The 22,039-nt window shown below is 73.3% G+C and carries 20 protein-coding genes and 3 pseudogenes; 18 read left to right on the top strand and 5 right to left on the bottom strand.

Annotated features, from left to right (window positions below):
* Positions 1-61 precede the first annotated feature (61 nt).
* Positions 62-283, top strand: a complete 222-nt coding sequence (locus ACJ6WD_RS34025) for a hypothetical protein (protein WP_407617172.1) — start codon at positions 62-64, stop codon at positions 281-283.
* A 28-nt stretch (positions 284-311) separates the two neighbouring features.
* Here the strand turns inward: ACJ6WD_RS34025 and ACJ6WD_RS34030 are convergent.
* The 3 genes and pseudogenes from ACJ6WD_RS34030 to ACJ6WD_RS34040 form a co-directional block, all read right to left on the bottom strand.
* Positions 312-416 (bottom strand): annotated as a pseudogene (locus ACJ6WD_RS34030) (short-chain dehydrogenase); the annotation flags it as partial.
* A 170-nt stretch (positions 417-586) separates the two neighbouring features.
* Positions 587-1,288 (bottom strand): metal-dependent hydrolase, encoded by a 702-nt coding sequence (locus ACJ6WD_RS34035; protein ID WP_233661360.1) that lies wholly within the window; start codon positions 1,286-1,288, stop codon positions 587-589.
* A gap of 186 nt (positions 1,289-1,474) precedes the next feature.
* The gene (locus ACJ6WD_RS34040; RefSeq protein WP_233661359.1) at positions 1,475-2,590 is read right to left on the bottom strand and encodes a DUF1152 domain-containing protein; all 1,116 of its coding nucleotides are present in this window, start codon (positions 2,588-2,590) and stop codon (positions 1,475-1,477) included.
* A 254-nt stretch (positions 2,591-2,844) separates the two neighbouring features.
* On the opposite strand from ACJ6WD_RS34040, the gene ACJ6WD_RS34045 reads away from it, so the two are divergent.
* Positions 2,845-4,227 (top strand): STM4012 family radical SAM protein, encoded by a 1,383-nt coding sequence (locus ACJ6WD_RS34045; RefSeq protein ID WP_331248947.1) that lies wholly within the window; start codon positions 2,845-2,847, stop codon positions 4,225-4,227.
* A gap of 109 nt (positions 4,228-4,336) precedes the next feature.
* On the opposite strand, the gene ACJ6WD_RS34050 is transcribed toward ACJ6WD_RS34045, so the two are convergent.
* On the bottom strand, positions 4,337-5,278 hold the full coding sequence (locus ACJ6WD_RS34050; RefSeq protein ID WP_407617173.1) for a DMT family transporter: 942 nt from the start codon (positions 5,276-5,278) through the stop codon (positions 4,337-4,339).
* A gap of 351 nt (positions 5,279-5,629) precedes the next feature.
* Here ACJ6WD_RS34050 and ACJ6WD_RS34055 point away from each other — a divergent pair, with 351 nt between their 5' ends.
* The 16 genes and pseudogenes from ACJ6WD_RS34055 (at position 5,630) to ACJ6WD_RS34130 (ending at position 20,531) form a co-directional block, all read left to right on the top strand.
* Positions 5,630-5,797 (top strand): hypothetical protein, encoded by a 168-nt coding sequence (locus tag ACJ6WD_RS34055; RefSeq protein WP_233661356.1) that lies wholly within the window; start codon positions 5,630-5,632, stop codon positions 5,795-5,797.
* A 584-nt stretch (positions 5,798-6,381) separates the two neighbouring features.
* Positions 6,382-6,972, top strand: a pseudogene (locus ACJ6WD_RS34060) (alpha/beta hydrolase); the annotation flags it as partial.
* Positions 6,973-7,029: 57 nt separating this feature from the next.
* Positions 7,030-7,905: a virginiamycin B lyase gene (locus tag ACJ6WD_RS34065; protein WP_407617187.1), complete on the top strand. Its 876-nt coding sequence runs from the start codon at positions 7,030-7,032 to the stop codon at positions 7,903-7,905.
* 117 nt (positions 7,906-8,022) lie between these two features.
* Entirely contained in the window at positions 8,023-8,718 is a 696-nt protein-coding gene (locus tag ACJ6WD_RS34070; RefSeq protein WP_407617174.1) for a helix-turn-helix domain-containing protein, read from the top strand.
* Between the two features lie 71 nt (positions 8,719-8,789).
* Complete coding sequence (locus ACJ6WD_RS34075; protein WP_233661354.1) at positions 8,790-10,019, top strand: FAD-binding oxidoreductase; 1,230 nt, start codon at positions 8,790-8,792, stop codon at positions 10,017-10,019.
* Positions 10,016-10,390 carry a (2Fe-2S)-binding protein gene (locus ACJ6WD_RS34080; RefSeq protein ID WP_407617175.1) on the top strand — a complete coding sequence of 125 codons (375 nt, stop codon included), beginning with the start codon at positions 10,016-10,018 and terminating at the stop codon, positions 10,388-10,390. Before ACJ6WD_RS34075 ends, ACJ6WD_RS34080 begins: the two co-directional genes overlap by 4 nt.
* The gene (locus ACJ6WD_RS34085) at positions 10,387-11,895 is read left to right on the top strand and encodes an FAD-dependent oxidoreductase (protein WP_407617176.1); all 1,509 of its coding nucleotides are present in this window, start codon (positions 10,387-10,389) and stop codon (positions 11,893-11,895) included. Before ACJ6WD_RS34080 ends, ACJ6WD_RS34085 begins: the two co-directional genes overlap by 4 nt.
* Complete coding sequence (locus ACJ6WD_RS34090) at positions 11,895-12,830, top strand: dihydrodipicolinate synthase family protein (RefSeq protein ID WP_233661351.1); 936 nt, start codon at positions 11,895-11,897, stop codon at positions 12,828-12,830. The genes ACJ6WD_RS34085 and ACJ6WD_RS34090 overlap by 1 nt, the downstream gene beginning before the upstream one ends.
* On the top strand, positions 12,830-13,864 hold the full coding sequence (locus tag ACJ6WD_RS34095; RefSeq protein WP_233661350.1) for a proline racemase family protein: 1,035 nt from the start codon (positions 12,830-12,832) through the stop codon (positions 13,862-13,864). The genes ACJ6WD_RS34090 and ACJ6WD_RS34095 overlap by 1 nt, the downstream gene beginning before the upstream one ends.
* A 169-nt stretch (positions 13,865-14,033) precedes the next feature.
* Positions 14,034-15,101: a serine hydrolase gene (locus ACJ6WD_RS34100; protein WP_331250130.1), complete on the top strand. Its 1,068-nt coding sequence runs from the start codon at positions 14,034-14,036 to the stop codon at positions 15,099-15,101.
* 286 nt (positions 15,102-15,387) lie between these two features.
* On the top strand, positions 15,388-15,768 hold the full coding sequence (locus ACJ6WD_RS34105) for a peptidase inhibitor family I36 protein (protein ID WP_044379398.1): 381 nt from the start codon (positions 15,388-15,390) through the stop codon (positions 15,766-15,768).
* Positions 15,769-15,959: 191 nt separating this feature from the next.
* A complete protein-coding gene (locus ACJ6WD_RS34110; protein ID WP_331250129.1) occupies positions 15,960-16,451 on the top strand; it encodes a MarR family winged helix-turn-helix transcriptional regulator in 492 nt (163 codons plus the stop codon).
* Positions 16,452-16,812: 361 nt separating this feature from the next.
* The gene (locus ACJ6WD_RS34115) at positions 16,813-17,166 is read left to right on the top strand and encodes a beta/gamma crystallin domain-containing protein (RefSeq protein WP_376439297.1); all 354 of its coding nucleotides are present in this window, start codon (positions 16,813-16,815) and stop codon (positions 17,164-17,166) included.
* A 676-nt stretch (positions 17,167-17,842) separates the two neighbouring features.
* Positions 17,843-19,297, top strand: coding sequence for a purine-cytosine permease family protein (locus tag ACJ6WD_RS34120; protein WP_407617177.1), 1,455 nt, complete (start codon positions 17,843-17,845; stop codon positions 19,295-19,297).
* 11 nt (positions 19,298-19,308) lie between these two features.
* A pseudogene (locus ACJ6WD_RS34125) lies at positions 19,309-20,139 on the top strand (C45 family autoproteolytic acyltransferase/hydolase); the annotation flags it as partial.
* 17 nt (positions 20,140-20,156) lie between these two features.
* The gene (locus tag ACJ6WD_RS34130) at positions 20,157-20,531 is read left to right on the top strand and encodes a hypothetical protein (protein ID WP_407617188.1); all 375 of its coding nucleotides are present in this window, start codon (positions 20,157-20,159) and stop codon (positions 20,529-20,531) included.
* Positions 20,532-20,689: 158 nt separating this feature from the next.
* On the opposite strand, the gene ACJ6WD_RS34135 is transcribed toward ACJ6WD_RS34130, so the two are convergent.
* Entirely contained in the window at positions 20,690-22,015 is a 1,326-nt protein-coding gene (locus ACJ6WD_RS34135) for an erythromycin esterase family protein (protein ID WP_407617178.1), read from the bottom strand.
* Positions 22,016-22,039 lie beyond the last annotated feature (24 nt).

Here is a 22,039-nt window from a genome sequence, read left to right on the forward strand (position 1 = left end):
GCGCACCGCATCCACGGCGCGCCCCGCGCAACGTGCCCGCGCATGCACTACCTCTTGTCGCATGAACCCCACGCAGCTGGCAGAGAACACCCACGACGTCGACCACGCGCGCCCCGCCACCGCCGCCGCGCACCGCTCCCGCGCCCTGCGGCTCGTCGCGGTTCCCCTGATGGCCGTCCTGCTCTCGATCGGAGCGGCCTCCGCCGCCTCCGCGGACACCGGCGCCGAGCGGGACGCGGGCTACGAGACGAACCTCGGCGCCCTGGTCGGCCTCGGCATCTAGCGCCACCGGGCCGCGCCAGGCGCCACGGTCACCAGGGCACGGGCGTGCCGTCCCAGGAGAAGAACCCGCCGGTCGGCCCGTCGTCCGGCAGGAGCGCCAGCCGTACGGCGCCCCGGGCGGCCTCCGCCGGGCGCGAATCGCGCACGGCAGCGGTCTTCACCGCACCGCGGCGCACCGCACCTGAAGCTCGTCCGACTTGCGTCCCGTCCGCCCTGGAGGCTCGTTCGTTGCCCTGCGAGTCGCCCATTCATCGGTAACCATGCGCGCCGGTGAACGCCCCCGCCCCGAGACCGGGGCGCGGCCTCAGCTGAAGGAGTGCGGCGACAGCGCGGTGAACCACAGCAGGACGACGGTGGCCACACCCATGATCGGAGTGAGGATCTCCGTCTCCAGCTTGTTGCCGCTGTGCTTGATGATGACGATCTCGTAGCGGTTCTTCAGCGGCCACAGCCACGGGGCACCCTGTTTGGTGATGGAGTCGCCCAGTAGATGGGCCAGGCACCCCAGACCGACGGCGTACGGCAGCCAGCCCGGCGCCGAGGGGATGAACTTGGCTATCACCGCGGTGCCGATGCCGGCCATGGCGACGATCGTGCTCCAGGCGGAGAACCCGTGGCCGGGCGGGCACAGGTTGAGCGCCCGGACCGCGAGGGCCAGGAGGAAGAACGTCATGCCGAGGGTGAACGGCCGTCCCAGGTACGTCACACCGGCCCAGGTGCCCGCGGTCATCAAGGCCACGAACAACAGCGAGTGGGTGGCGTGCCGGTGGCCGCCCGAGATCCAGGCCACGAACCGGCACAGGGCCTTGGACACCGGGCCGAGGAAGTTGGCGATGGTGCCGTCGTGGTGGTCCAGGTCGGGCAGCAGCGCGGCGCCGGCGCACAGCACCGTGCCCATCAGGATCTCCTGCGGCGCGAGGTGGGCGTGCATCACCAGCGGGGGCAGGAACGGTGTGGTGGCCGCGAAGAGCAGGGCACCGCTCATCGCGTGCGAATGGCCCATCATGGTGCGTTCGTCCTCCCCGTCCGGTGCGTGCAGGTGACACGCACTCAACAACGGCGGAGACGCTACCAGCGTGTTCGACCGGGGTGGGGGGCGGACTGCGCCCGCAGCAACGGAACGCCCCGCCCGACGGGGTCCGCGGAGCTCGTGCTCCCGCGCGGACCGCCCAGGGCGGGGCGTCGGCCGTGGTCAGCCGGCCGTTGCCAGTCGCCACAGCGGGGGGACGTGCCGGGCCGGGGCCGTCGTGCGCAGGTGGGCGCGCAGCACCGCGAACTCGTCCCGGCCCAGGCCGAGTTCCTCGACGATGCGGCGCGTGGTGACGTAGCCGACCCCGCTCCGGACGGTCCGTCGTTCCCATTGCGTGAAGCGCTCCGCCAGCGCCTGCGGCGCGACCGGGCGGTCGCCGACGGCGCCTGCCGGGGTCGTCGTCGGACCCATCCGGGCCGCGCGGTCACGTTCCCGGGCGATCTCGGAGAACCCGCAGACCCGCTCGCTCGCCCGCTCCGCCTCCGCGAGCTCGGTGGTCCCGGCCAACGCCCGGGCCAAGGGGTTGATTTCGAGGGCGCGCGCCAAGGGGAGCCGGTAGACGTGGGGACTGGCGGCGGTGAGCGTGACAGGGTGGGCGGAGTCCCGCGTCCCGCAGACGCCGCGGGTGCCCCGGGCCGCCGCGACCAACAAGGCGCTCGCCTCCGAGGGGTGCCAGTCGAAGACGCGCTCCACCGCCAGGGTGTCGGCGGCGGTCAGGGTGTGTAGGGGCGTCCCCAACAAGGGCAGCAGCGCGGACTCGGGTACCTCGGAGTCGAGGCCCGGCCCGGCGACGTGCACCGCGGTGGCGATGCCGGTGTGCGCGCAGGCGGCCAGCGCCAGGGCGTCGCCGAGGGGGCTGCGCAGGGTGGGCTCGGTGCCGTCGGCCAGGACGTCGCCGCCGACGTCCACGACGTCGATCCGCTCCGCCCGGCAGTACGCCGCTGCTTCGGTGATCTGTTGCGCGAGTCCCACGGCCCCGCCGTAGGGGTCGAGCAGGCCCAACTCCGGCCGCAGGTCGGCAGCCAGACGGGGGAGCAGGGAACCGGCGGGCGGGCGGGGCGCCGAGGTCGGGGTGACCAGTCGCAGCGTCGGGCCGGCCGGCACGGTGCCGGTGAAGTCGGACGGCCGGCGCGGCCCCGGCACCGGGTCCACCACCAGCCGCTCCCAGGCGTACGTCAGCACCAGGGCGGGTTCGTCGGCGCCGTGGAGAGCGGCGTGCACCATCGCCGTCGTGATGGCGTCGCCGCCACCTCCGGCCGCTATGAGAAGTCGCTTCATGAACGACATGGATATCCCAATGCGGGGGCTGATACCAGGGTGTCTCGATTTCCGCCGGTACCACCCGTGGAGTTTCTTATGATCAGATATCGGTGGTATGTGCAAGATGCGGAAGCTTCCAACATCGGCCGCGGTGCGGCCGTGTAGTTCGGTGGTTCGCCCCATGTCTTCGGTGACTGGTTGTCGACCAAGCTGTCACGTGGCGCGACTGATCCGTTTGGATCCGACCCGATCTGGAAGGAAACCCCCCGGAAGTGGCAACCTCGTTACCGCTCCAGATATCCCCCTCCGTTCCCGAGGAGCCGACGACGCCCTACAAGCAGTACGTCTACGCCTACCCGCACCAGAAGGCGTACCGGCTCGGCCAAGACCGTCCGCTCCTGTCCGACCTGTGGGCCGGCGAGCGCCTCGACGCGCTTTCCCTCTACGTGCACGTGCCGTTCTGCGAGATGCGCTGCGGCTTCTGCAACCTCTTCACCCGGACCGGTGCGCCCCAGGACGTCACCCGTGGCTTCCTGGACACCCTCGAACGCCAGGCGGGCGCGACCCGCGCGGCGCTGGACGCCAACGGCACCCCCCGGTTCACCCTCGCGGCGTTCGGCGGCGGCACCCCGACGTACCTCACCGCCGACGAACTGGTCCGGCTGTGCGACATCTGCGAGAACGTCATGGGCGCGGACCTCAAGGCCGTTCCGTGGTCGGTCGAGACCTCTCCCGCCACGGCGACCGCCGACCGCATCGCCGTCCTCGCGGAACGCGGCGCCACCCGGCTCAGCATCGGTGTGCAGAGCTTCATCGACGAGGAGGCCCGGGCCGCGGTCCGCCCGCAGAAGCGCACGGAGGTGGAGGCCGCGCTCGCCAGGCTCAAGGAGGCGGCCTTCCCCATCCTCAACATCGACCTCATCTACGGCATCGACGGCCAGACCGAGCAGAGCTTCCGGGTCTCGCTCGACGCGGCGCTCAGTTGGGAGCCGGAGGAGATCTACCTCTACCCCCTGTACGTCCGCCCGTTGACCGGACTGATGGCCCGGCACGACAAGAGCGGCGAACTCTGGGACGAACAGCGGCTGCGCCTGTACCGCTACGGCCGCGACCACCTGCTCGCCGCCGGCTACCGGCAGACCTCCATGCGGGTCTTCAGCCGGATCGGCACCGCCGCCGTGGACGGCGCGGACGACAGCAACATCAACGAGTACAACCAGCAGGCCGGCATGGTCGGCCTGGGGGTGGGCGCCCGGTCCTTCACGACCGATCTGCACTACACGACCGACTACGCCGTCGCGGTGCCGGAGGTCCGGCGCATCATCGACGACTACATCGCCACGCCGACCGAGCAGTTCCACCGCGCGCAGTGGTCGTTCCGCATGGACGACGACGAGCGCCGCCGGATGTTCGTCCTCGGCATGCTGTTGGAGTCGGACGGCCTGCGCGTGGAACGCTACCGCGCGCAGTTCGGCACCGTCCCGCAGGACGACTTCGGCCCCCAACTCGCCCTCCTCGCCGAGCGCGGCTGGCTGGACGACGACGGTGGAGTGTTGCGGCTGACGCCGGAGGGGACCGCCTGGGCGGACGCCATCGGCCCGCTGTTCTTCTCGGCGCGGGTGAACGAGGCCATGGCGTCCTATCGGGACCGCTGACCGGTAGGCCAGGGCCCGCGGCCCGATGAGGCTCACGTCCCCTCGCCCGCCACCGTCCGGGTGGCGGGGGGACGTGCTCCCCGCCACCCGGACGGGCGGCCACGCCCCCTCAAGCAGTCCCCGTCACCCCCCGGTCGACGTCCCCGGGGCGTTCGCGGCGCCGGCTGGGCACCGAGACCACGACGAGTCCGCCGAGCAACAGCAGCGCACCCATCAGCGCCGGCGGGCTCAACCGCTCGCCCAACAGCGCCACCCCCAGCACCGCGGCGACCAACGGCTCCGCCAGGCTGAGCGTGCCCACCGTCGCCCCGCTGAGATGCCGGACCCCCCGCGTGAACAGCAGGTACCCCAGGGCCGTCGTGGCCAGCGCCAACCAGCCGATCAGGGCCACCGCCCGCGGTTCGGCCAGCCCGTGCGGGTGGGCGAGGACCCACGGCGAGACGAGCAGCCCCGCGCAGAACACGCTCGCCGGGGCCGCCGCCGCCGTGTCCGCCCCCCGCTCCTCCAGCCGCTTGGTCGCCGAGATGTACACCCCGAAACTGGCGCCGGCGACGATGCCGAGCAGCACGCCCACGCCGTCGGCCGGCCCGTCGCCGGTGGGAGCGAGGAGCAGCACGATGCCGCCGACCGCCCCCGCGGTGCCGCCGACCCACCGCCCGCCGAGCCGCTCACCGGCCAGCACGCGTCCGCACACCCCCGACACGACGGGGACGGTGCCGAAGGTGACGGCGGTCGCCAGGGCCGCGCCACTGCGGGCCACCGCCTCCAGGAAACATGCCTGGAAGGCCGCCGTGACGGCGATGCTCACCACCATCCACGGCCAGGCACCACGCCGCCACAGGGACCGGATCCCCGCCCGCCGTGCGGTGAACAGCCCCAGCGCGAAGCCGCCGAGCAGCATCCGGCAGGCACCGATCGCCACCGGTGACGCGCTGGTTCCGGCCAGGATCTGGGCGGGGCCCACCGTGCCCCAGAGGAAGGCGGCAGCCAGGACCGGCACCACCCCGCTCGCCACGACGGCACGCTCCACTGTGCCCGTTGCGCTCGTCACGCTCTCCCCATCCGAGGGCCGGGCAGGATCCGTGGCAAGCGCGCCGCGGCGGCACACCCGACGATTCCTGGCCCCGACGCTACGAGTTCCGTGCGGCCGCACCCCATTGGGGGAAGGCACCATCTCCCCGGCGGACGGTTGGAGGTACCCCCGAACTCGCCCTCGGACAAAGGATGTTCACGGACCGGTGTCACGACCACACGGAACACCGGCGGCCGCAGGTCGCCCGGGGTGGACGACGCCTCGACCGCCCCAGCCAGGTACGCGACAGCGAAGTCAAGGGCAGGGCTTGCACATGTCATCCAAAAGCGGTAATAGCCGCAGAACCTCTCGGCGCATATGATCGGTGACATGACGCCCACATGGGTACCGAAGGCCACCACCGAGGCCAACGAACGCATACGCGCCTTCATGGCCGCCCGCGCCGGTCGCGCGCTGTGGCCCGAAGAGCAAGCCGAGTACGAGCAGTTGCTGACCGTCTGGGCCGACTCCCTGCACGCCGGGCCGGACCCGAGGTGAACGCGCCGCGGCGTCGGTGACCGGCGTCCGCCCGGGGGTCCCACGGTATTGACGAGCCGTCATGAGCGCCGCGGCCCTCGGTCGGCGGCGGCCACGCGGGCCAGGCTCTCCGCGTCGACCGGGAAGACCCTCCCGTGCGGCCGGTCGTCGATGGTGTGGTGCGAGCAAGCCGCCGCCTGCCGCTGGACGGCGGGCGGACCGCACGTATTGATGTTGACGCTCGACGTGCCCGGCGAATAAATTTACGTTCGTCGTAATTTCCCTCGGTCGGGCGTGCAGGGGGAGGGCGGCGACGTCGTCACGGGCGCGAGTGAGGCCCAAGTCCCTTACCGAGGCGGCGCGTTCGCGGCCGTACGGCTCCATGGCCGATCGCCCCCACGCCAGCCCCGCCCCGCCTTCGCGGGACGACCACCCTCACCCCTCACGACGGAGGACCGTTGCTGAACGTCACTGCTGTTCCCGCGGCGCCCGGTGCCGCCCGGGCCGCCCGCGACCGCGCCGGCGCGCTGATCGCCGCCCCGCTCCCGGCCGATGCCGAGGTGCACGGCGACTGGGTCCGCGCGCCGGGTGCGCGGGGCGGTGCGGTGGTCTACGTCCACGGCGGCGGCTTCGTGCACACCATGCCCGAGGCGGAGCGCGTGGTGGCCCACCGGCTGTCGAGGGCGACCGGACGGCCCGTCCTGCGGGTGGACTACCGCCTGGCGCCGGCCCACCCCTACCCCGCGGCGCTGGAGGACCTGCTCGCCGCCTGGCAGGGCGTGTTGGACCAGGGCGTGCCGGCGCACGAGGTCGTCTTCGTCGGCGAGTCGGCCGGCGCCACCCTGGTGCTCTCCGCCCTGTTGGAACTCAGGCGGACAGGGCGGGAGCAACCCGGCGCCGCCGTCGCGGTCTCGCCCATCACCGACCTCGCGCTGACCGGTGCGTCGCTGACCACCAACGACGGCAAGGACGTGCTGTCCCGCGCCGTCCTGGAGACCGTCACCGGTCACTACCTGGCCGGCGCCGATGCCCAGGCGGCGCCGCAGTCGCCGCTGTACGGCGATCCGCGCGGACTGCCGCCCCTGCTGGTCGCCGTCGGCACCGACGAGGTCCTGTTGGACGACGCCCGCCGCTTCGCCGAGGCCGCCGACGCCGCCGGCGTGAGCGTGCGGCTGGACGCGTACGAGGACCTGCCGCACGCCTTCCACCTCTCCGAGCCCGGGGAGGTGTTCTTCGACCGGCTCGGCAGGTGGCTGGCCGACCCGGTCCGGGAGGTCACCGTCAGCGGCCCCGAGGCAGGCCCGTACGCCCTCGCGGACGGCCCCGACGGGGCCCTGTGGTTCACGCTGGTCCACCAGGGTGCGATCGGGCGCCGGGACGCGGAGGGGGCCGTCACGGTCCACCCGGTCGGCGCGGGCCCGACGCTCCTCGCCCAAGGGCCGGACGGCGCCCTGTGGTTCACCGAGTACGGCAGCCACCGGATCGGCCGGATCACCATGGACGGCGACGTCACCGCCTTCGCACCGCCGACCGCCGAGGGCGGGCCGTTCGGCATCGCCGCGGGGCCCGACGGCGCGATGTGGTTCACACTGTCCGCCGCCGACCGGATCGGCCGGATCACCATGGACGGCGAGATCACCGAGTACCCGGCGCCCGGCGGCTTCCCCTCCGCCCTCACCGCAGGGCCCGACGGCGCCCTGTGGTTCACCCTCAACCAAGCCGGCGCGATCGGCCGGATCACCACGGACGGGCGGACCACGACGTACCCCCTGCCGACGCCGTCCGCCGCCCCGGTGGGCCTCACCGTCGGACCGGACAGGGCCCTGTGGTTCACCGAGATCGGCGCCGGGCAGATCGGGCGGATCACGACAGACGGCGAGATCACCGAGTACCCGCTGCCCGATCGCCAGGCACGGCCGCACGCCCTCGCCGCCGGCCCCGACGGCGCCGTGTGGTTCACGGAGTGGGGCGGCAACCGCGTCGGGCGCATCACCACCGACGGCCGGATCACCGGCTACGAACTGCCCCGCGCGGCCAGCGAACCGCACGGCATCGTCCAGCACCGCGGAGCCCTGTGGTGCGCCCTGGAGACGGGTTCCCTGGCCAGGGTCGCCGTGCCCGTCGAGTAGCGCGAGTGCTCGGGGCGACTGCCGGCGCCCCGGAAGCCCGATCGGAATAATGTACGCATCCATCATCACGCGTACGTCATACCGAACGGGCGGGCGCACGAAAGAAGGGGGACGGTCATGTCTGCGTCCGAGACCGCCGGGCAGCGCGAGGACTCGATCAGGGAGCGGCTGGCCGCCAACCTCCGGCAGGTGCGGACCCACCGGGGGTGGTCGATCTCCGAACTCTCCCGGCGCTCGAAGATCGGCAAGGCGACGCTGTCGCAAGTCGAGTCCGGCACCGGGAATCCCACCATCGAGACCGTGTTCAGCCTCTCCCGCGTCCTTGAGGTGCCGATCTCGGACCTGCTCGACAGCGCCCCCGCCCGCGCGCTGACGGTGGTGCGGGCCGAGGAGGTGGAGGCGCTCAGCGGTGCGGGCGTGGACCTCCGCCCGCTGCGCCGGATCGAGTCCGGCGACGCCGTCTTCGAGGTCTACGACCAGCGGGTGCGGGCCGGTTGCCGGCAGGACTCGCTGGGACACGTGGGCACCGAGCACACCATCGTCCAGGCCGGCAGGTTGGGCGTGCGGGTGGACGGCCGCGAGGTGGAGTTGGGGCCCGGCGACTACGTGGGGTTCGACGCGACGCTGCCGCACAGCTACACCGCGCTCGGGGGTGCCGTGCACTCGGTGCTGCTGTTGCAGTACCGGGCGGACCAGCGGCTGCACCTGTCGGACCCGGTGCCCGGTCCGCGGTGCGCGGCGACGGACGCGCAGGCGGAGGCGGCGGCCCCGGGCGGGGGTGTGCCGACGGGCCAGGACCCGGAGTCGGTGTGACCGTTGACACGCCTCCGGTGACCTCATAGCCTCCCTTCGTCTCGTTCGTTCTAGCGAACGGAGAGGGTTCGATGAAGGGAACGCTCGGTAGCCGCGCGGTGGTGCTGGGCGCCGGAATCATCGGTGCCGCCTGTGCGCGCGAGTTGGCCTTGATGGGCTTCGACGTGCTCGTGGTCGACCGCGGTGGCGCGGCCTCGGCCACCACCGCCCACGGCGAGGGAAACGTCCTGGTCTCCGACAAGGGGCCCGGTCCGGAGCTGGAACTGGCCCGACTGTCCCGCCGGTTGTGGCCCGAGACGCTGGCCGCGCTCGCCGAACGGCACCCGCACGCGGCCCGTTCGGTGGAGTGGGACCCCAAGGGCGGCATCGTCATCGCGACCACCGACGCCGGTGCACGGGCACTGACCCGCTTCGCCGCAGCCCAACGCGCCGCGGGGGTGCGGGCCGACGCCCTCGACGCCGGGGCGCTCGCGGCGGCCGAGCCGTTCGCCACCCGCGACCACGCCGCGGCGCTGCACTACCCCGAAGACGCCCAGGTCCAACCGGCCGCCGCGGCAACGGCGTTGCTCACCGACGCGCTCGCCGCGGGCGCGGAACTGCGGACCGGGTGCGAGGTGCTCGGCGCCGTCACCCGCGGCGCGCGGCTGACGGCCGTACGGACCCCGACCGGTCCCCTCGAAGCGGACCTGTTCGTCAACGCCGCCGGACCGTGGGCCGGCGCGCTCTCCGCGCGGCTGGGCGCACCGGTGGACGTCCGGCCCCGGCGCGGCGACGTCCTGGTCACCGCGCCACTGCCGCCGACCGTCTTCCACAAGGTCTACGACGCCGACTACGTGGCCGCGGTCGGCAGCAGCGCCGAGGCGTTGCAGACCTCGGCGGTGGTGGAGGCCACCCGCGGCGGCAGCGTCCTGCTGGGCTCGTCGCGCCGCCGGGTGGGGTTCGACGACCGGTTGCGCCCCGCGGTGCTGTCCGCCGTCGCGGCCAAGGCACTGCGCCTGTTCCCGACGCTGGCCGGCGCCATGGTGACGCGCGCCTACGGCGGGTTCCGGCCCTACGTCCCCGACCACCTGCCGGTCATCGGGGCCGATCCGCGCCTGGCCGGCCTGTGGCACGCCGGCGGCCACGAGGGCGCCGGCATCGGCCTGTCGGTGGGTACCGCGCGGCTCCTGCGCGACCTGGTGTCGGGCCGGCAGACGGAGATCGATGCGACCGCGTTCCGGGTGGACCGGCCCGCCGTGCTGGGCCCCGTGCGCCGCCCGCCGGACGGGGCGCTCGCTCCACCGGGGGAGGGGGCGCGATGAGTCCGCGGCGCGTGCGTGCGGCGTTCGACGCCGTCGGCCGGCGGGAGGAGCCGTTGCGGATCACCGTCGACGGGGAGCCGGTGGACGGCGTCGCCGGGCAGTCCATCGCCGGCGTGCTGCTCGCCGCCGGCCGGCTCGCCTGGCGCCGGGCACCGTCCGGCGCCCCGCGTGGCGTCTTCTGCGGTATCGGTGTCTGTTTCGACTGCCTGGTGACGGTCGGCGCCGAGCGGGACGTGCGTGCCTGCCGCCGCCGTGCCCGGGACGGCGACGTGGTGACCACCCAGTCACGGGCCGCGGGCGACGGGGAGCCCCCGGACGCGTCCCGAGGAGTGGGAGAAGGCGGCGAAGTGCCGCGTGGGAATGAATTATGACGCTACGTCAGGTAGTCGTGATCGGAGCCGGTCCTGCCGGCATGGCCGCGGCGGAGGCCGCGTTGCGAGCCGGGGCCCGGGTCGTGTTGATCGACGCGGCCGAGCGTCCGGGTGGCCAGTACCACCGGATGCCCCCCGACGCCTACGCGCCGGTGCGTCCCCGGCGACTGCAACGCGACGGGCGCGCCTTCGACCGCCGCCGGAGCCGGGTCCTGGGCCATCCGCGCTGCACCTGGTGCCCGGAGAGCATGGTGTGGGCGTTGGAGCACCGGGACCCGGACGGGACGGGCGGCGCGCCGCCGCCCCGGGTGCACCTGCTCCACGGCCCGGTCGACGGCAGCGGTCGGCGCCGCAGCACCGTCGACCCGGACGCCCTGGTGCTGGCCGTCGGCGCCCACGACCGCGTGCTGCCGTTCCCCGGATGGGAGTTGCCCGGGGTGTTCACGGCCGGCGCGGCACAGGCACTGGCCAAGGGTGAGCGGGTGGTGGTGGGGGACCGGGTCGTGGTCGCCGGCACCGGACCGTTCCTGCTCCCGGTGGCCGCCGCCCTCACGGAAGCGGGTGCGCAGGTGCGGGCGGTCCTGGAGGCCAACGCGCCGGGGACCGTGGTGCGCGGCTGGTCGCGGGGCGGCGGAGAACTCGTGGCGCACACCGCAAAGATCCGCGAACTGTGCCGGTACGGCGTGGAGTTGGCGCGACACCGGGTGCCGTACCGGTTCGGCCGCGCGGTCGTGGCGGCCCGCGGCGCCGGGCGGGTGGAGGAGGTGGTCACCGCCCGGCTGCGCGCGGACTGGTCGGTGGTGCCGGGCAGCGAACGCCGCACAGCCGTGGACGCGCTGTGCGTCAGCCACGGATTCAGCCCGCAGTTGGAACTGCCACTGGCCGCCGGCTGCGCCCTGCGGGGGCGGCCGACGGCGTCCCCGGCGGGCGAGTTCGTCGCGGTCGACGCGGACCAACGCACCAGCGTCGCGGGGGTGTACGCGGCGGGGGAGATCACCGGGATCGCCGGGGCCCCGGCCGCGCGGGCCGAGGGCACCGTCGCGGGCTGGATCGCCGGCGGCGGGGACCCGGGCGACGCCGCCCTGCGCCGAGTGCGACGCCATCGCGACCAGGGGTGGGCCTTCGCCGCGCGACTGGCCCGGGCCCACCCGATCGGACCGGCCTGGCCCGGTTGGCTGGCACCGCACACCGTCATCTGCCGCTGCGAGGAGACCGACTACGCCCAGCTGCGGCGCGCCGTCACCCCACCCGCCGGTGCCGCCGCCCGGGTGGCCAAGTTGGCGACCCGGGCCGGCCTGGGACCGTGCCAGGCCCGCATCTGCGGCCCCACCGTCGCCGAACTGGCCGCCCGACTGCGCGACGGACCCGCCGAACACCCCACCGAGGGCCTGCCGCCGGCCACCCCGCACCGCCGGCCGATCGCCCAGCCCATCCGACTCGGCGAACTGGCCGCCCCGCACGACCCGCCGACCACCCCGCCCGCACCCACGAAGGAGAGCGAGTGATGAGCGGAACCACCCCCGCGCCGCCCGGCCTCGGCGGCCTGACCGTCGCCACCGCCCTGCCCTACCGCACCGACCCCACCGCCCCGGCCGGCCTGGCGGTCGACTACGACCGCTACGCCGAACACTGCCGCTGGCTCGTGGACAACGGCTGCCACGGCGTCGGCCCCAACGGGTCCCTGGGCGAGTACGCGGCACTGACCGACCAGGAGCGCCGCACCGTGGCCCGCACCGCGATCCAGGCCGTCGGCGACGCCGGCACGGTGGTGGTCGGGGTGCACGGCGCCGGCGCGCACCAGGCCAGGCACTGGGCCGAGACCGCCGCCGAGGACGGCGCCGACGGCCTGCTGTGCCTGCCACCGACGGCGTACCGGGCCAACCGCGCCGAAATCCTCGCCCACTTCGAGGCCGTGGCCGGCGTCGGCCTCCCGGTGATGGTCTACAACAACCCCCTCGACACCCGGGTCGACCTGACCCCCGACCTGCTCGCCGAGATCGCCCGGATCGACCACGTCGTGGCGGTGAAGGAGTTCTCCGGTGACGTCCGGCGGGTGCTGGAGATCAGGGAACGGGCGCCCGGCCTGACGGTGGTCGCCGGCGCCGACGACGTGGTGCTGGAGAGCCTGCTGATGGGGGCCACCGGCTGGTTCGCCGGCTTCCCGAACGTCTTCCCCGCCGAGTCCGCCCGCCTCTACGCACTGGCCACCACCGGCCGCCTGGCCGAGGCCCGGGCGCTCTACGAACCGTTGGTCGCCGCGTTCCGTTGGGACTCGCGCACCGAGTTCGTCCAGGCCGTCAAACTCGGCATGGCACAGGTCGGCCGGTACGGCGGACCCTGCCGACCACCGCGCGGCCCGCTGCCCCCGGAGCTGCGCGCCCGCGTCGAGGCCGACCTGGCCCGCGCCGTCGCCGCCCTGGAGAAGCAGGCGGCCGCCTGATGCCCGCGCCCGGCCCGCACCGCCTGGGCGGTGCCACCAAGACGCGGACGCTGCACGCCGTGGACTCGCACACCGAGGGCATGCCCACCCGGGTGGTCACCGGCGGCCTCGCCACCATCCCCGGCGCCACCATGGCCGAGCGCCGTCGCCACGCCGTGGCGCACCTCGATGCGGTGCGCCGCTTCCTGGTCGACGAACCGCGCGGGCACCCGGCGATGAGCGGTGCGCTGCTCCAACCCCCGACCCGTCCGGACGCCGACTGGGGCGTGCTCTACGTCGAAGTCAGCGGGTTCCTGCCGATGTGCGGGCACGGCACCATCGGCGTCGCCACCGTCCTGGTCGAGACGGGGCTGGTGACGGTCACCGAACCGGAGACCACCGTCCGCCTGGACACCCCCGCCGGGCTGGTGGAGGCCCGGGTGGCGGTGCGCGACGGCGCCGCCGAACACGTCACCCTGCGCAACGTGGACGCCTTCGCCGTAGAACGGGACGCCATGGTGACTGTCCCGGAACTCGGCCGGATCCGCTACGACATGGCCTACGGCGGCAACTTCTACGCCATCGTCGACCTGGCCCGAACCGGCCTGCCGTTCGACCGCTCGCGCAAGGACGACGTCCTGGCCGCCGGACTGGCCGTCATGCGTGCGGTCAACGAGCAGAACCGGCCCGTGCACCCGACCGACCCGCTCATCACCGGGTGCAAGCACGTGCAGTTCCTCGCACCCGACTCCACCGCCCGGCACTCGCGCAACGCCATGGTCATCCACCCCGGCTGGTTCGACCGTTCACCGTGCGGCACCGGCACCTCGGCCCGGATGGCGCAACTGCACGCCCGCGGCGAACTCCCGCTGCACACCGACTTCGTCAACGAATCCTTCCTCGGCACCCGCTTCACCGGGCGCCTGATCGGCACCAGCGAGGTGGGCGGCCGCCCGGCCGTCGTCCCCGAGATCACCGGCCGGGCCTGGATCACCGGCACCGCCACCTACGTGCTCGATCCGCGCGACCCCTTCCCCCACGGGTTCGTGCTGTAGCCCCGGCACGGCCGCCCCACCACGTCCCCGGGGCGCGACCGGACCACGGCCCCCGTGGCCGGCGGTGGATCGCCGGCATCGGGCCGCCCCCCGCCCGCCCGCTGCGTCCACCTCCCTTTCTACGGTGGGGGATTGAGTTCGAGTGTCGGACCGTGGAGGTGGGGCGGCCGTGAGGGAAACCCGCGTGGACGAGGCGGCGGAGAACGATCCGTGGGAGGGGGTGGACGCCGCCGCCCTGGCCCGGGCCGCCCGGGAACAGGCCGAGCGGCCCGTGCCGGGCGTCGAGGACATGGCCACCTACCTCGCGGCGCAGGTGGCCGACTCCTCCCACCGCGAGGTGGTCGGACCGCTGCTGGACGGCGCGGGACCCAGCGGAGTGATCCTGCGGCGCGGCCGGGTCGTGGCGTCGTGGGGCGACCCGAACCGTGTGGAGATGGCCTTCAGCGCCACCAAGAGCGTGCTGTCGCTGGTGGCGGGGGTCGCCTTCGACGACGGACTGCTGACGCTGGACGAGCCGGTACACCGGACCGTCGGGCTGGTGCAGTTCGCGGACCCGCACGGGCGCGGCATCACCTGGCGGCACCTGTTGGACCAGACGAGCCAGTGGGAAGGCGTGCTGTGGGGGAAGCCCACGGAGGTCGACGCCCAGAGCACCCGCGAGGGGACGGAATCACCCGGCGGGCCACCGGGGGCCGGGTGGGCCTACAACGACGTCCGGGTCAACCTCACCGCCCTGGCGCTCACCGTCCTGTTCGGCCGCCCCCTTCCGGACGTCCTGCGCACCCGCGTGATGGACCCGATCGGCGGGTCCGCGTCCTGGTCGTGGCACGGCTACCGCACCTCGCAGGTCACGCTCGACGGCACTCGGGTACCGGTCGTCTCCGGCGGGGCGCACTGGGGCGGCGGCCTGTGGATCAACGCCCTCGACCTCGCCCGGATCGGCCACCTGTGCCTGAGCGGTGGCCGCCACGGTGACCGCCGGGTCCTGTCCCGGCGTTGGATCGACGCGCTGTGGACGCCCTGCCCCGTCAAGCCCGACTACGGGTTGTCCTGGTGGCTGAACGACGACCGGACGGTCTGGCCCGCGGCCCCGGCCACCGGCCGCTGCGCACGGGGCAACGGCGGCTCGCACCTGCTGTGGGTCGACCCGGCCCGCGAACTCGTCGTCAGCTCCCGTTGGGGAGCCGCGGTGGAGAACCTGCTCACCGAGGTGTCGGCGGCCGTCCGACCGGACTGACGGGGCGCGCCGCCGCTCCCCGGCGACCGGGGCGGGCGCGGCGGCCCGTGGCAACCCCGCCGGACAGCCCGGGGTGGGCAGCCGGTGGGCGTGCGGAAGCGCAACGGGGCGCGGACGCCGGGGCACGCCGGGCACGCACGCCGCGTGCCTCGATGCGGGGCCCCGAGTCGGGCAAAACGCCGCCTGTGGTCCAAGGGCCCGCCCGATACTGGCGACGGTGCCTGACTGGCCGTCCGGCGTCGCCGGCGGCAACGGCCCGTTCCCACCTACACCAAGGAGCACTGTCATGCGTCGTATGCGTTTGCTCGCCGTCGCCTCGGCCGCCCTGGCGGTCGCGTTCGGCATCGCGCCCACCGCGACCGCCGCCCACGCGGCGCCCACCCATCGGGCGTCCTACCACTGCGCCCCCGGCCACTTCTGCATCTACAGCGGCTGGAACGGCGGCGGTACCCGCTGCCAGTGGTCGCAGCGCAGCAAGGCGAACACCGCGGACGACTGTTCCTTCATCCGGCGCGGTCAGCACGTGCGTTCCTTGTGGAACGGGACCGGCCACCGGGTGCAGTACTACACGCAGACCAACTACCACGGACGCGTCGGGTCCACCAAGGCCGGTGCCGGCGGCAACCTCCAGGGCAACTACCAGATCCGCTCCTTCAAGCCGCAGTGAGAGCACCTGATATGACGTGCCGTCAATGATGCTTCGTGACGGCACCGGTATCACCGGCGCGGGACTGGCGGACACCGGTCCCGCGCACCGTCGTGCGTCGTGGTGGGGCGTGGTGAGACGTAGGTGCCGGGGAGCGGCCGACAGGCCGCCCGACGGCGTCGGCGTGATGCGGGGGCTATAGCCTTGCGATCATGAACGAGCCGACCGACACCCCCACGGACCAGGCCCCCGCGGATCCGGCGGCGGCCGACGACGTGTTGGCCTCGCAACCCATCGGCTACTGGAGCGGTTTGGCGCACACGACCGTCACCCGGTACCTGCGTGACGCGATGGCGAAGATCGACGTCACACAGCCGCAGTACTGGGTGCTCAACCGCGTCGCCTACGCCCCCGTGGCCCCGGGCTTCGACGAGGTCGTCGACCATCTGACGCCCCTCGCCGACGACCCGTACGAGATCCCCCGGGTCGTGCACCAACTGCTCCACCGTGGCTGGCTCGACAGCGACGCCGAGCAGCGCCTGCACCTCACCGACGCCGGTGAGGCCGTGCGCGTGCGGGTGCGTGAGCTGGCGACCGAGGTTCGGGCGGAGGTCCATCAAGGTATCGGCGACGAGGAGTACGTGGCCGCGCTCAAGGTGCTGCGCAAGATGGTGGCCAACGTCGAGGGCGCGAGGGCGTCCTAGGCGTCTGCCAGGGCCGGCGGAGGCGCGTGCGGGAGGGACTGGTTGGGGGCGTGGTCCAACCAGTCCCGGTGCGGGCCTCGGTGGGGACGCATGCCGTCTTCCCCGTCGAACGCACACCGCAAATACGACAAATGTCGCAACACGGACCTGATCTGGACATTCGAGGGCGTATTCCAGCCGGGGTCTCTCAAAGCGATTGCCGGCTACAGCGGCTTTCCCGGATCGTCTTGGTGCGAGCGTGAGTCGGGGGAGCACGGTGTTCTGCATTTCTCGGGTCGGCAAGATGCTCGTTCGGTGCGCTGCCGTCGCGCGGTGGCCGCGAAGTGAACTCCCGGTTCGGTATGCGAATTAAGGAGAAACCGTGATCTCGAAAACGAAGAAGGTCGCCCGGTCCGTGGCCGTGGCGTTTTCCGCAGCCGCCCTGCTCACCCTGGCCGTGCCGTCCGGCAATGCCTTCGCCATCGACCACATTCCCTGCCGTGGCGGTGAGAACTACCTCAAGATCTGGTCGCACAACGGTGGTAGCCAGAGCGTGGACTGTTACGCGAACCGCGGGAGGACCGACTTCGGCGGGTGGTGGGTCGACAAGATCTCCACGGGGAACAACGACTTGATCTACTACGACGCCAACGGTGACTCGGTGAAAATCGAACGGTGGCACGAGATCTCCTTCCCTAACCGCCCGCCGAAGGTGAATTCCATCGAAATCCTCTGACGAGGTGGGCGAGCTGGTTGTCCGGGAAGGGGCGCGTTGCTCATGGCTCATTCCCGGATGGCGCCGCTCGCCGGGCGGAGAGGTGAATTCTCGTAGCGGGAATCCGCTCGCGCCCGATGCACTGACACCAGCCACGCCCCTTCCGGGCGTGGCTGTTGTCGGTTGAGGAATGTGCATTACTGATGGGCGCGCATCGAGAGTGGGCGTCGCTCCGTGGCGCCGTGGGGAACGTCGGACCGGCAGGCCGGCGGGTCCGCCGTGCCCCAGGTCGACCTTCGTCCGCAACCCGCCGCACGAGCGCCCCATGGTCCGGTCATCCGGCCCGCCCCGTTCCGATGCCCCTGTGGAGGGCTCCGGCGGCGCGCCGACTGGACCGGCCCTGCGGTGTGCCGAGCGTTCCTTCCCGCCTCTGTCTCGTGCCTTGTGCCTTGTGCCTCGTGCCTGGCCTCCCTTGCGCACGCCCGCCGCTCGGTCTTGCTCGTGGGCGGGCCGCTCGGGTGCGGGGGCGAGGCGGGTTGGGGCCGGGGCGGGCGAGCAATTGTGTCCGGGTGCTTGACGCCTCCCCTTCCGCGTTATTGGATGCCCGACCAATAGGTTTTGTTGGCTCCTCGGCCAATAGTGCCGTCCGTCAGTCGTCCACCACCCTCAGCCCCGTGCCCTGAAGTTCGGAGGACCCATGGCCGTTCCGCTCCCAGATCCGCCGCCGCACCCCGACGCCGGCACTCCGCCCTCCTCCGACCGGGTGGGCCGGGTGGAGGCGCACGGCATCGACGTCATCCCGGACTCCGAACGGCACGGGCGGGCCCGGGAGTTGTTCGCGGTCTGGGCGGCACCCAACGTGAGTTACCTCAGCCTGGTGGTCGGCGGTGCTCTGACGCTGACCGGGCTCACCCTGTGGCAGGCGTCGGCCGTGATCGTCGTCGGCAACCTCTGCTGGGCCTTCGTCGGGCTGGTCGCCGTCAGCGGGCCGGCCGCGGGCACGCCGAGCCAGGTGATCACCCGGGCGATGTTCGGCATCCTGGGGAACCGGGCCAACATCGCCGTCACCGGCTGGTTCGCCTCCGTCTGCTACCTCGCCCTCAGTTGGGCGGCGGCCTCGCTCGCCGCCTTCAGTCTCGTCGCCGAGCTGGGCGTCCCGGTCGGCACCGGCGTCAAGGTCGTGGTGATCGTCGGCATCGCGGTGCTCACCCTGGCGATCAGCGTGTACGGACACGCCACCATCGTTCGGCTCTACCTGCCGTTCACGCTCGCCCTGACCGCGGTCTTCGCCGTCCTCGCCGGCTACGTGCTGGCCCACGCCGGCGGCGGCCACCGGTCCGCGCCCGCCCTGCACGGGGGCGCACTGTGGGCGGCCCTCGCCGGCGGTGTCACCCTCGTCGCCTCCGCGCCGCTCTCCTACAGCAACAGCGCGGACTTCGCCCGCTACTTGCCCCGCACCACGTCACCCATGGCCATCGCCGGCTGGACGGCGCTGGGCGGCTTCCTCCCCAGCGTCGTGTTCACCGCGCTCGGCGCACTGGCCGGAACGACGCTCGACATGTCCGACCCCCAGTCCGCACTGGAGGCGATCCTCCCCGCCTGGTTCAGGCCGGCCTTCCTCCTGGCGGTGGTGCTCGGTGCGATCGCCAACAACGCCATGACGGCCTACAGCTCCGGCCTGGCGCTCCAGTCGATGGGGCTGCGCATCCGCCGTTCCCGCAGTGTGGCCCTCGACGGTGCGCTCGGGGTCTCGCTGACCCTCTACGCCCTGCTCGTCTCCAACTTCCTGGACACGGTCAGCAGCATGTTGGAACTCATGGTGGTGCTGATGGGCCCGAGCATGGCCGTCTACGCGACCGACATCCTGTGGCGCCGCAACCGCTATCACGGACCGGACCTGGCCGACGAGACCCACGGCAGCCCCTTCTGGTACACCGCCGGCGTCAACTGGGCCGGGATCACGGCCCTGGTCACCGGTGCCGTCGCGGCCGCGCTCTGCCTCAACACCTCGCTGTTCACCGGCCCGATCGCCCGCGTGGAGGGCGGAGCGGACCTCTCGCTCCCGGTCGGCATCCTCGTCTCGGCTGCCGTCTACCTGACGATGATGAGGTCGCGCCGCCCCGATCCAGCCGCCCATGATGGACGCCGATGAAGGAGGCCGTCATGCACACCCCCCGGAGCACCCCCACCCCCACTGCCACCCCCACCGTCTTCCATTCGTCCGAAGCCGCCCCCGGTGACCGCGGACGGGCGCTCGGCCGGGCCTTCCCGGACCGCATCCGCCGCACCGGCGCCTTCTACGACCGCCTGTTCGCCGTCGCGGGCGCGCGTCCGCAGGATGTCGCCGACTGGGGCCGCGCGGCCTTCGCGCACATCGGTGCCCGGGCGCCCGAACTCGCGGAGGAAATCGAGGGGATGGCCCGGGGCGCGGACCTCCCGCCGTGGCGGATCGCCGCGCTCAACGCCCGCACGGAAATACTCGGCCGGTTCGCCGCCCGGCCCCAACCGGAGTGCTCGACGGTGGTCCACGCCCCCGCCGACGGCCGGCCGCCGGTCACCGCACAGACCTGGGACTGGCACGACGGCCTGCGGGACGGCTGGTTCGTCTGGAACATCGAGCACCCGGACGGCCGCGTGGTCCGCACCGTGACCGAGTACGGCATCGTCGGCAAGATCGGCGTCAACGCCGCCGGGCTGGGACTGCACTTCAACATCCTCGGGCACGACGGGGACAAGTGCAGTACCACGAGCGGAAGTTGGCTGCCTGTGCACGTCCTGGCCCGCCAGGTGCTCGACACCTGCGCCACCGTCGCCGAGGCCGTCGAACTGGCCTCCACCGTCCCGGTCGCGGCCTCCAGCTCACTGACCCTGGCCGGCTACGCGGACCACCGCGCCTCCGCCGCCACCGTCGAGCTCAGCCCGGTGGGCACGGCCCGACTGGCTCCCCGCGACGACGGGTTCCTGCTCCGCACCAACCACTTCGTCGCCCCCGCCCTCGCCGACGCGAGGCGATGGGAATCGCCGACCCGCACACCTACCAACGCCTCGCGGCCCTGCAACGCCGCACCGCGGAGCTGCCGCAGGCGCCCGACCGGGCGGACCTGCTCGCCGTCCTCACCTGTCACGGGGACGAGGGCGCGGAGCTCTGCTGCCATCCGCGGCCGGCGGCGGCCCCGGGCACCCGCTGGGAGACCCTGGCCACCGTCTCCCTGGACGTCGCCGCCGGGACGCTCGCCGTCCACCCGGGCGGCCCGTGCACCCTCCGCAACGCCGCCTGGACGACGGTCGGACGAACGGACGCAACGGCCCCGGTGGGACCCGCGGCCGACGGGCGTCGGGCAGCTCAGCGTAGGAGTGCCGGTAGTTGCCGTAGGACGGCAGGGTGAGCAGGTCCAGCACGCCGCTGCGCACTTGGGCGAGGGTGCGGTCGCGGGCGGTGCCGTCGGCCAGCGCCTTCCTGACGCAGTGCATCCAGAAGTCGAACGTGTCGGGCACGTGGGCCGGGAAGTCGCGGAAGTAGACGTGGTGTTGGGGCGGTACCTGCTCACTGGGCCCGCCACCGGGCGAAGGCGTCCCGGACCTCGCCCGGCGCGTGGGCGAGCGCGGCGGTGTCCGGAGCGGCCGGAGTGGCGTGCGGGAGGTGGACGAGCAGGTCGAAGGCGTCCAGCGGGTCGTGGTCGGCGTAGAAGGTGCCGTAACGGTGTGCGGTGGCGGCCCGCAGGGTTGCGGTGTCGGTGGGCGGGAGCCGTCGGAGGTCGGTGGCGAAGGGCCCGTCGTGGCTCGCGGCCAGCAGCGCGTCCAGGCTGCCCGGCCGCGGCGCGTCCTCCAGGTCCGTGAAGAGCGTGCCGGAGTAGAAGCTGGCGCTGGTGTTGAGCGTCCGCCCCGTGGCCGAGGAGGTGCCGATGGCCAGGTAGGCGTCGCCGAGCCGGTCGCCCAGGTGCATGCCCAGCGTTGTCGGGGGCACCACCGGCAGGTTGTCGGGGCAGCGCTGGACGTGGCCGTTGTGGGCTGCCAGCACGATCCGGTCCTCCCGGCCCAGGATCCACCCGACGGTGTCCGCGAGCATCGCCTCGCGGTGGTGGAGGGCGTCGTCGTGGTGGCCGCGGGCCAGCTCGCGCAGCATCGCGTCGAGGGCGACCGTGCTGCGCAGCGTGCGGAGCGCGCGCTCGTGGGCGCCGGCCGTGGTCCGCCGCCGGTGCTCCAGACGGCGTGCGCCGAGCCGGGCCGCGAGATCGGCGAGCCCGGCGGTGAGGGCGTCCTTGGACGCTTGGGGAAGCGCTCGGTAGGCGGCCGTCGCTTCCGGGGCGGAGAACGCGGAGGGTGCCGAGAAGGCGGCCGCGGTCGCGCGCACCGCCGGATCCGGGGTGAACTCCGGTTCGGCGACCGCGAAGTGCGCGAGGACGGCGTCCAGCCCGGGGAGCAGCGAGACCATCGAGCCCGGCAGGTCGATGCCGTAGTAGCCGACGGGACGGTCGGCCGTGCGGTTGTGCTGCCGCAACCACTCCAGGTGGGCGCGTTGCGGCCGCCACAGTCCCATCAGCGAGGTCAGGCCGTCCGCCATGACGCGGTCGGGCCGGCCCGCACCGTCGCGGACCCAGTCATCGACCCGCCAGCCCTCGGCGAACCCCGACTCCACCGCGTAGGCGCCGAACCCGTGCCGCTCGACCAGATAGCGGCACAGGCGGTGGCGGAGCAGGAACGACTCGTGTTGGTAGTGGGCGCTCTCGCCGATCGCCACCACCCGGGCGTTCCCGATCGCCCGGTCCAACCAGGCGAGGTCGTCGAGCGGCGCGGCGGGATCCAACGTCGGGAGCGGAATCACCGCCCCGGCGCTCAGCCGGACCGGCGCCGTCGCAGGCTCTGCGGTCATGTGTCCCGATCCCCCCAACCGGCC

It is taken from the genome of Streptomyces sp. VTCC 41912, from assembly GCF_045799175.1.
GTDB classification, from domain to species: domain Bacteria; phylum Actinomycetota; class Actinomycetes; order Streptomycetales; family Streptomycetaceae; genus Streptomyces; species Streptomyces albulus_C.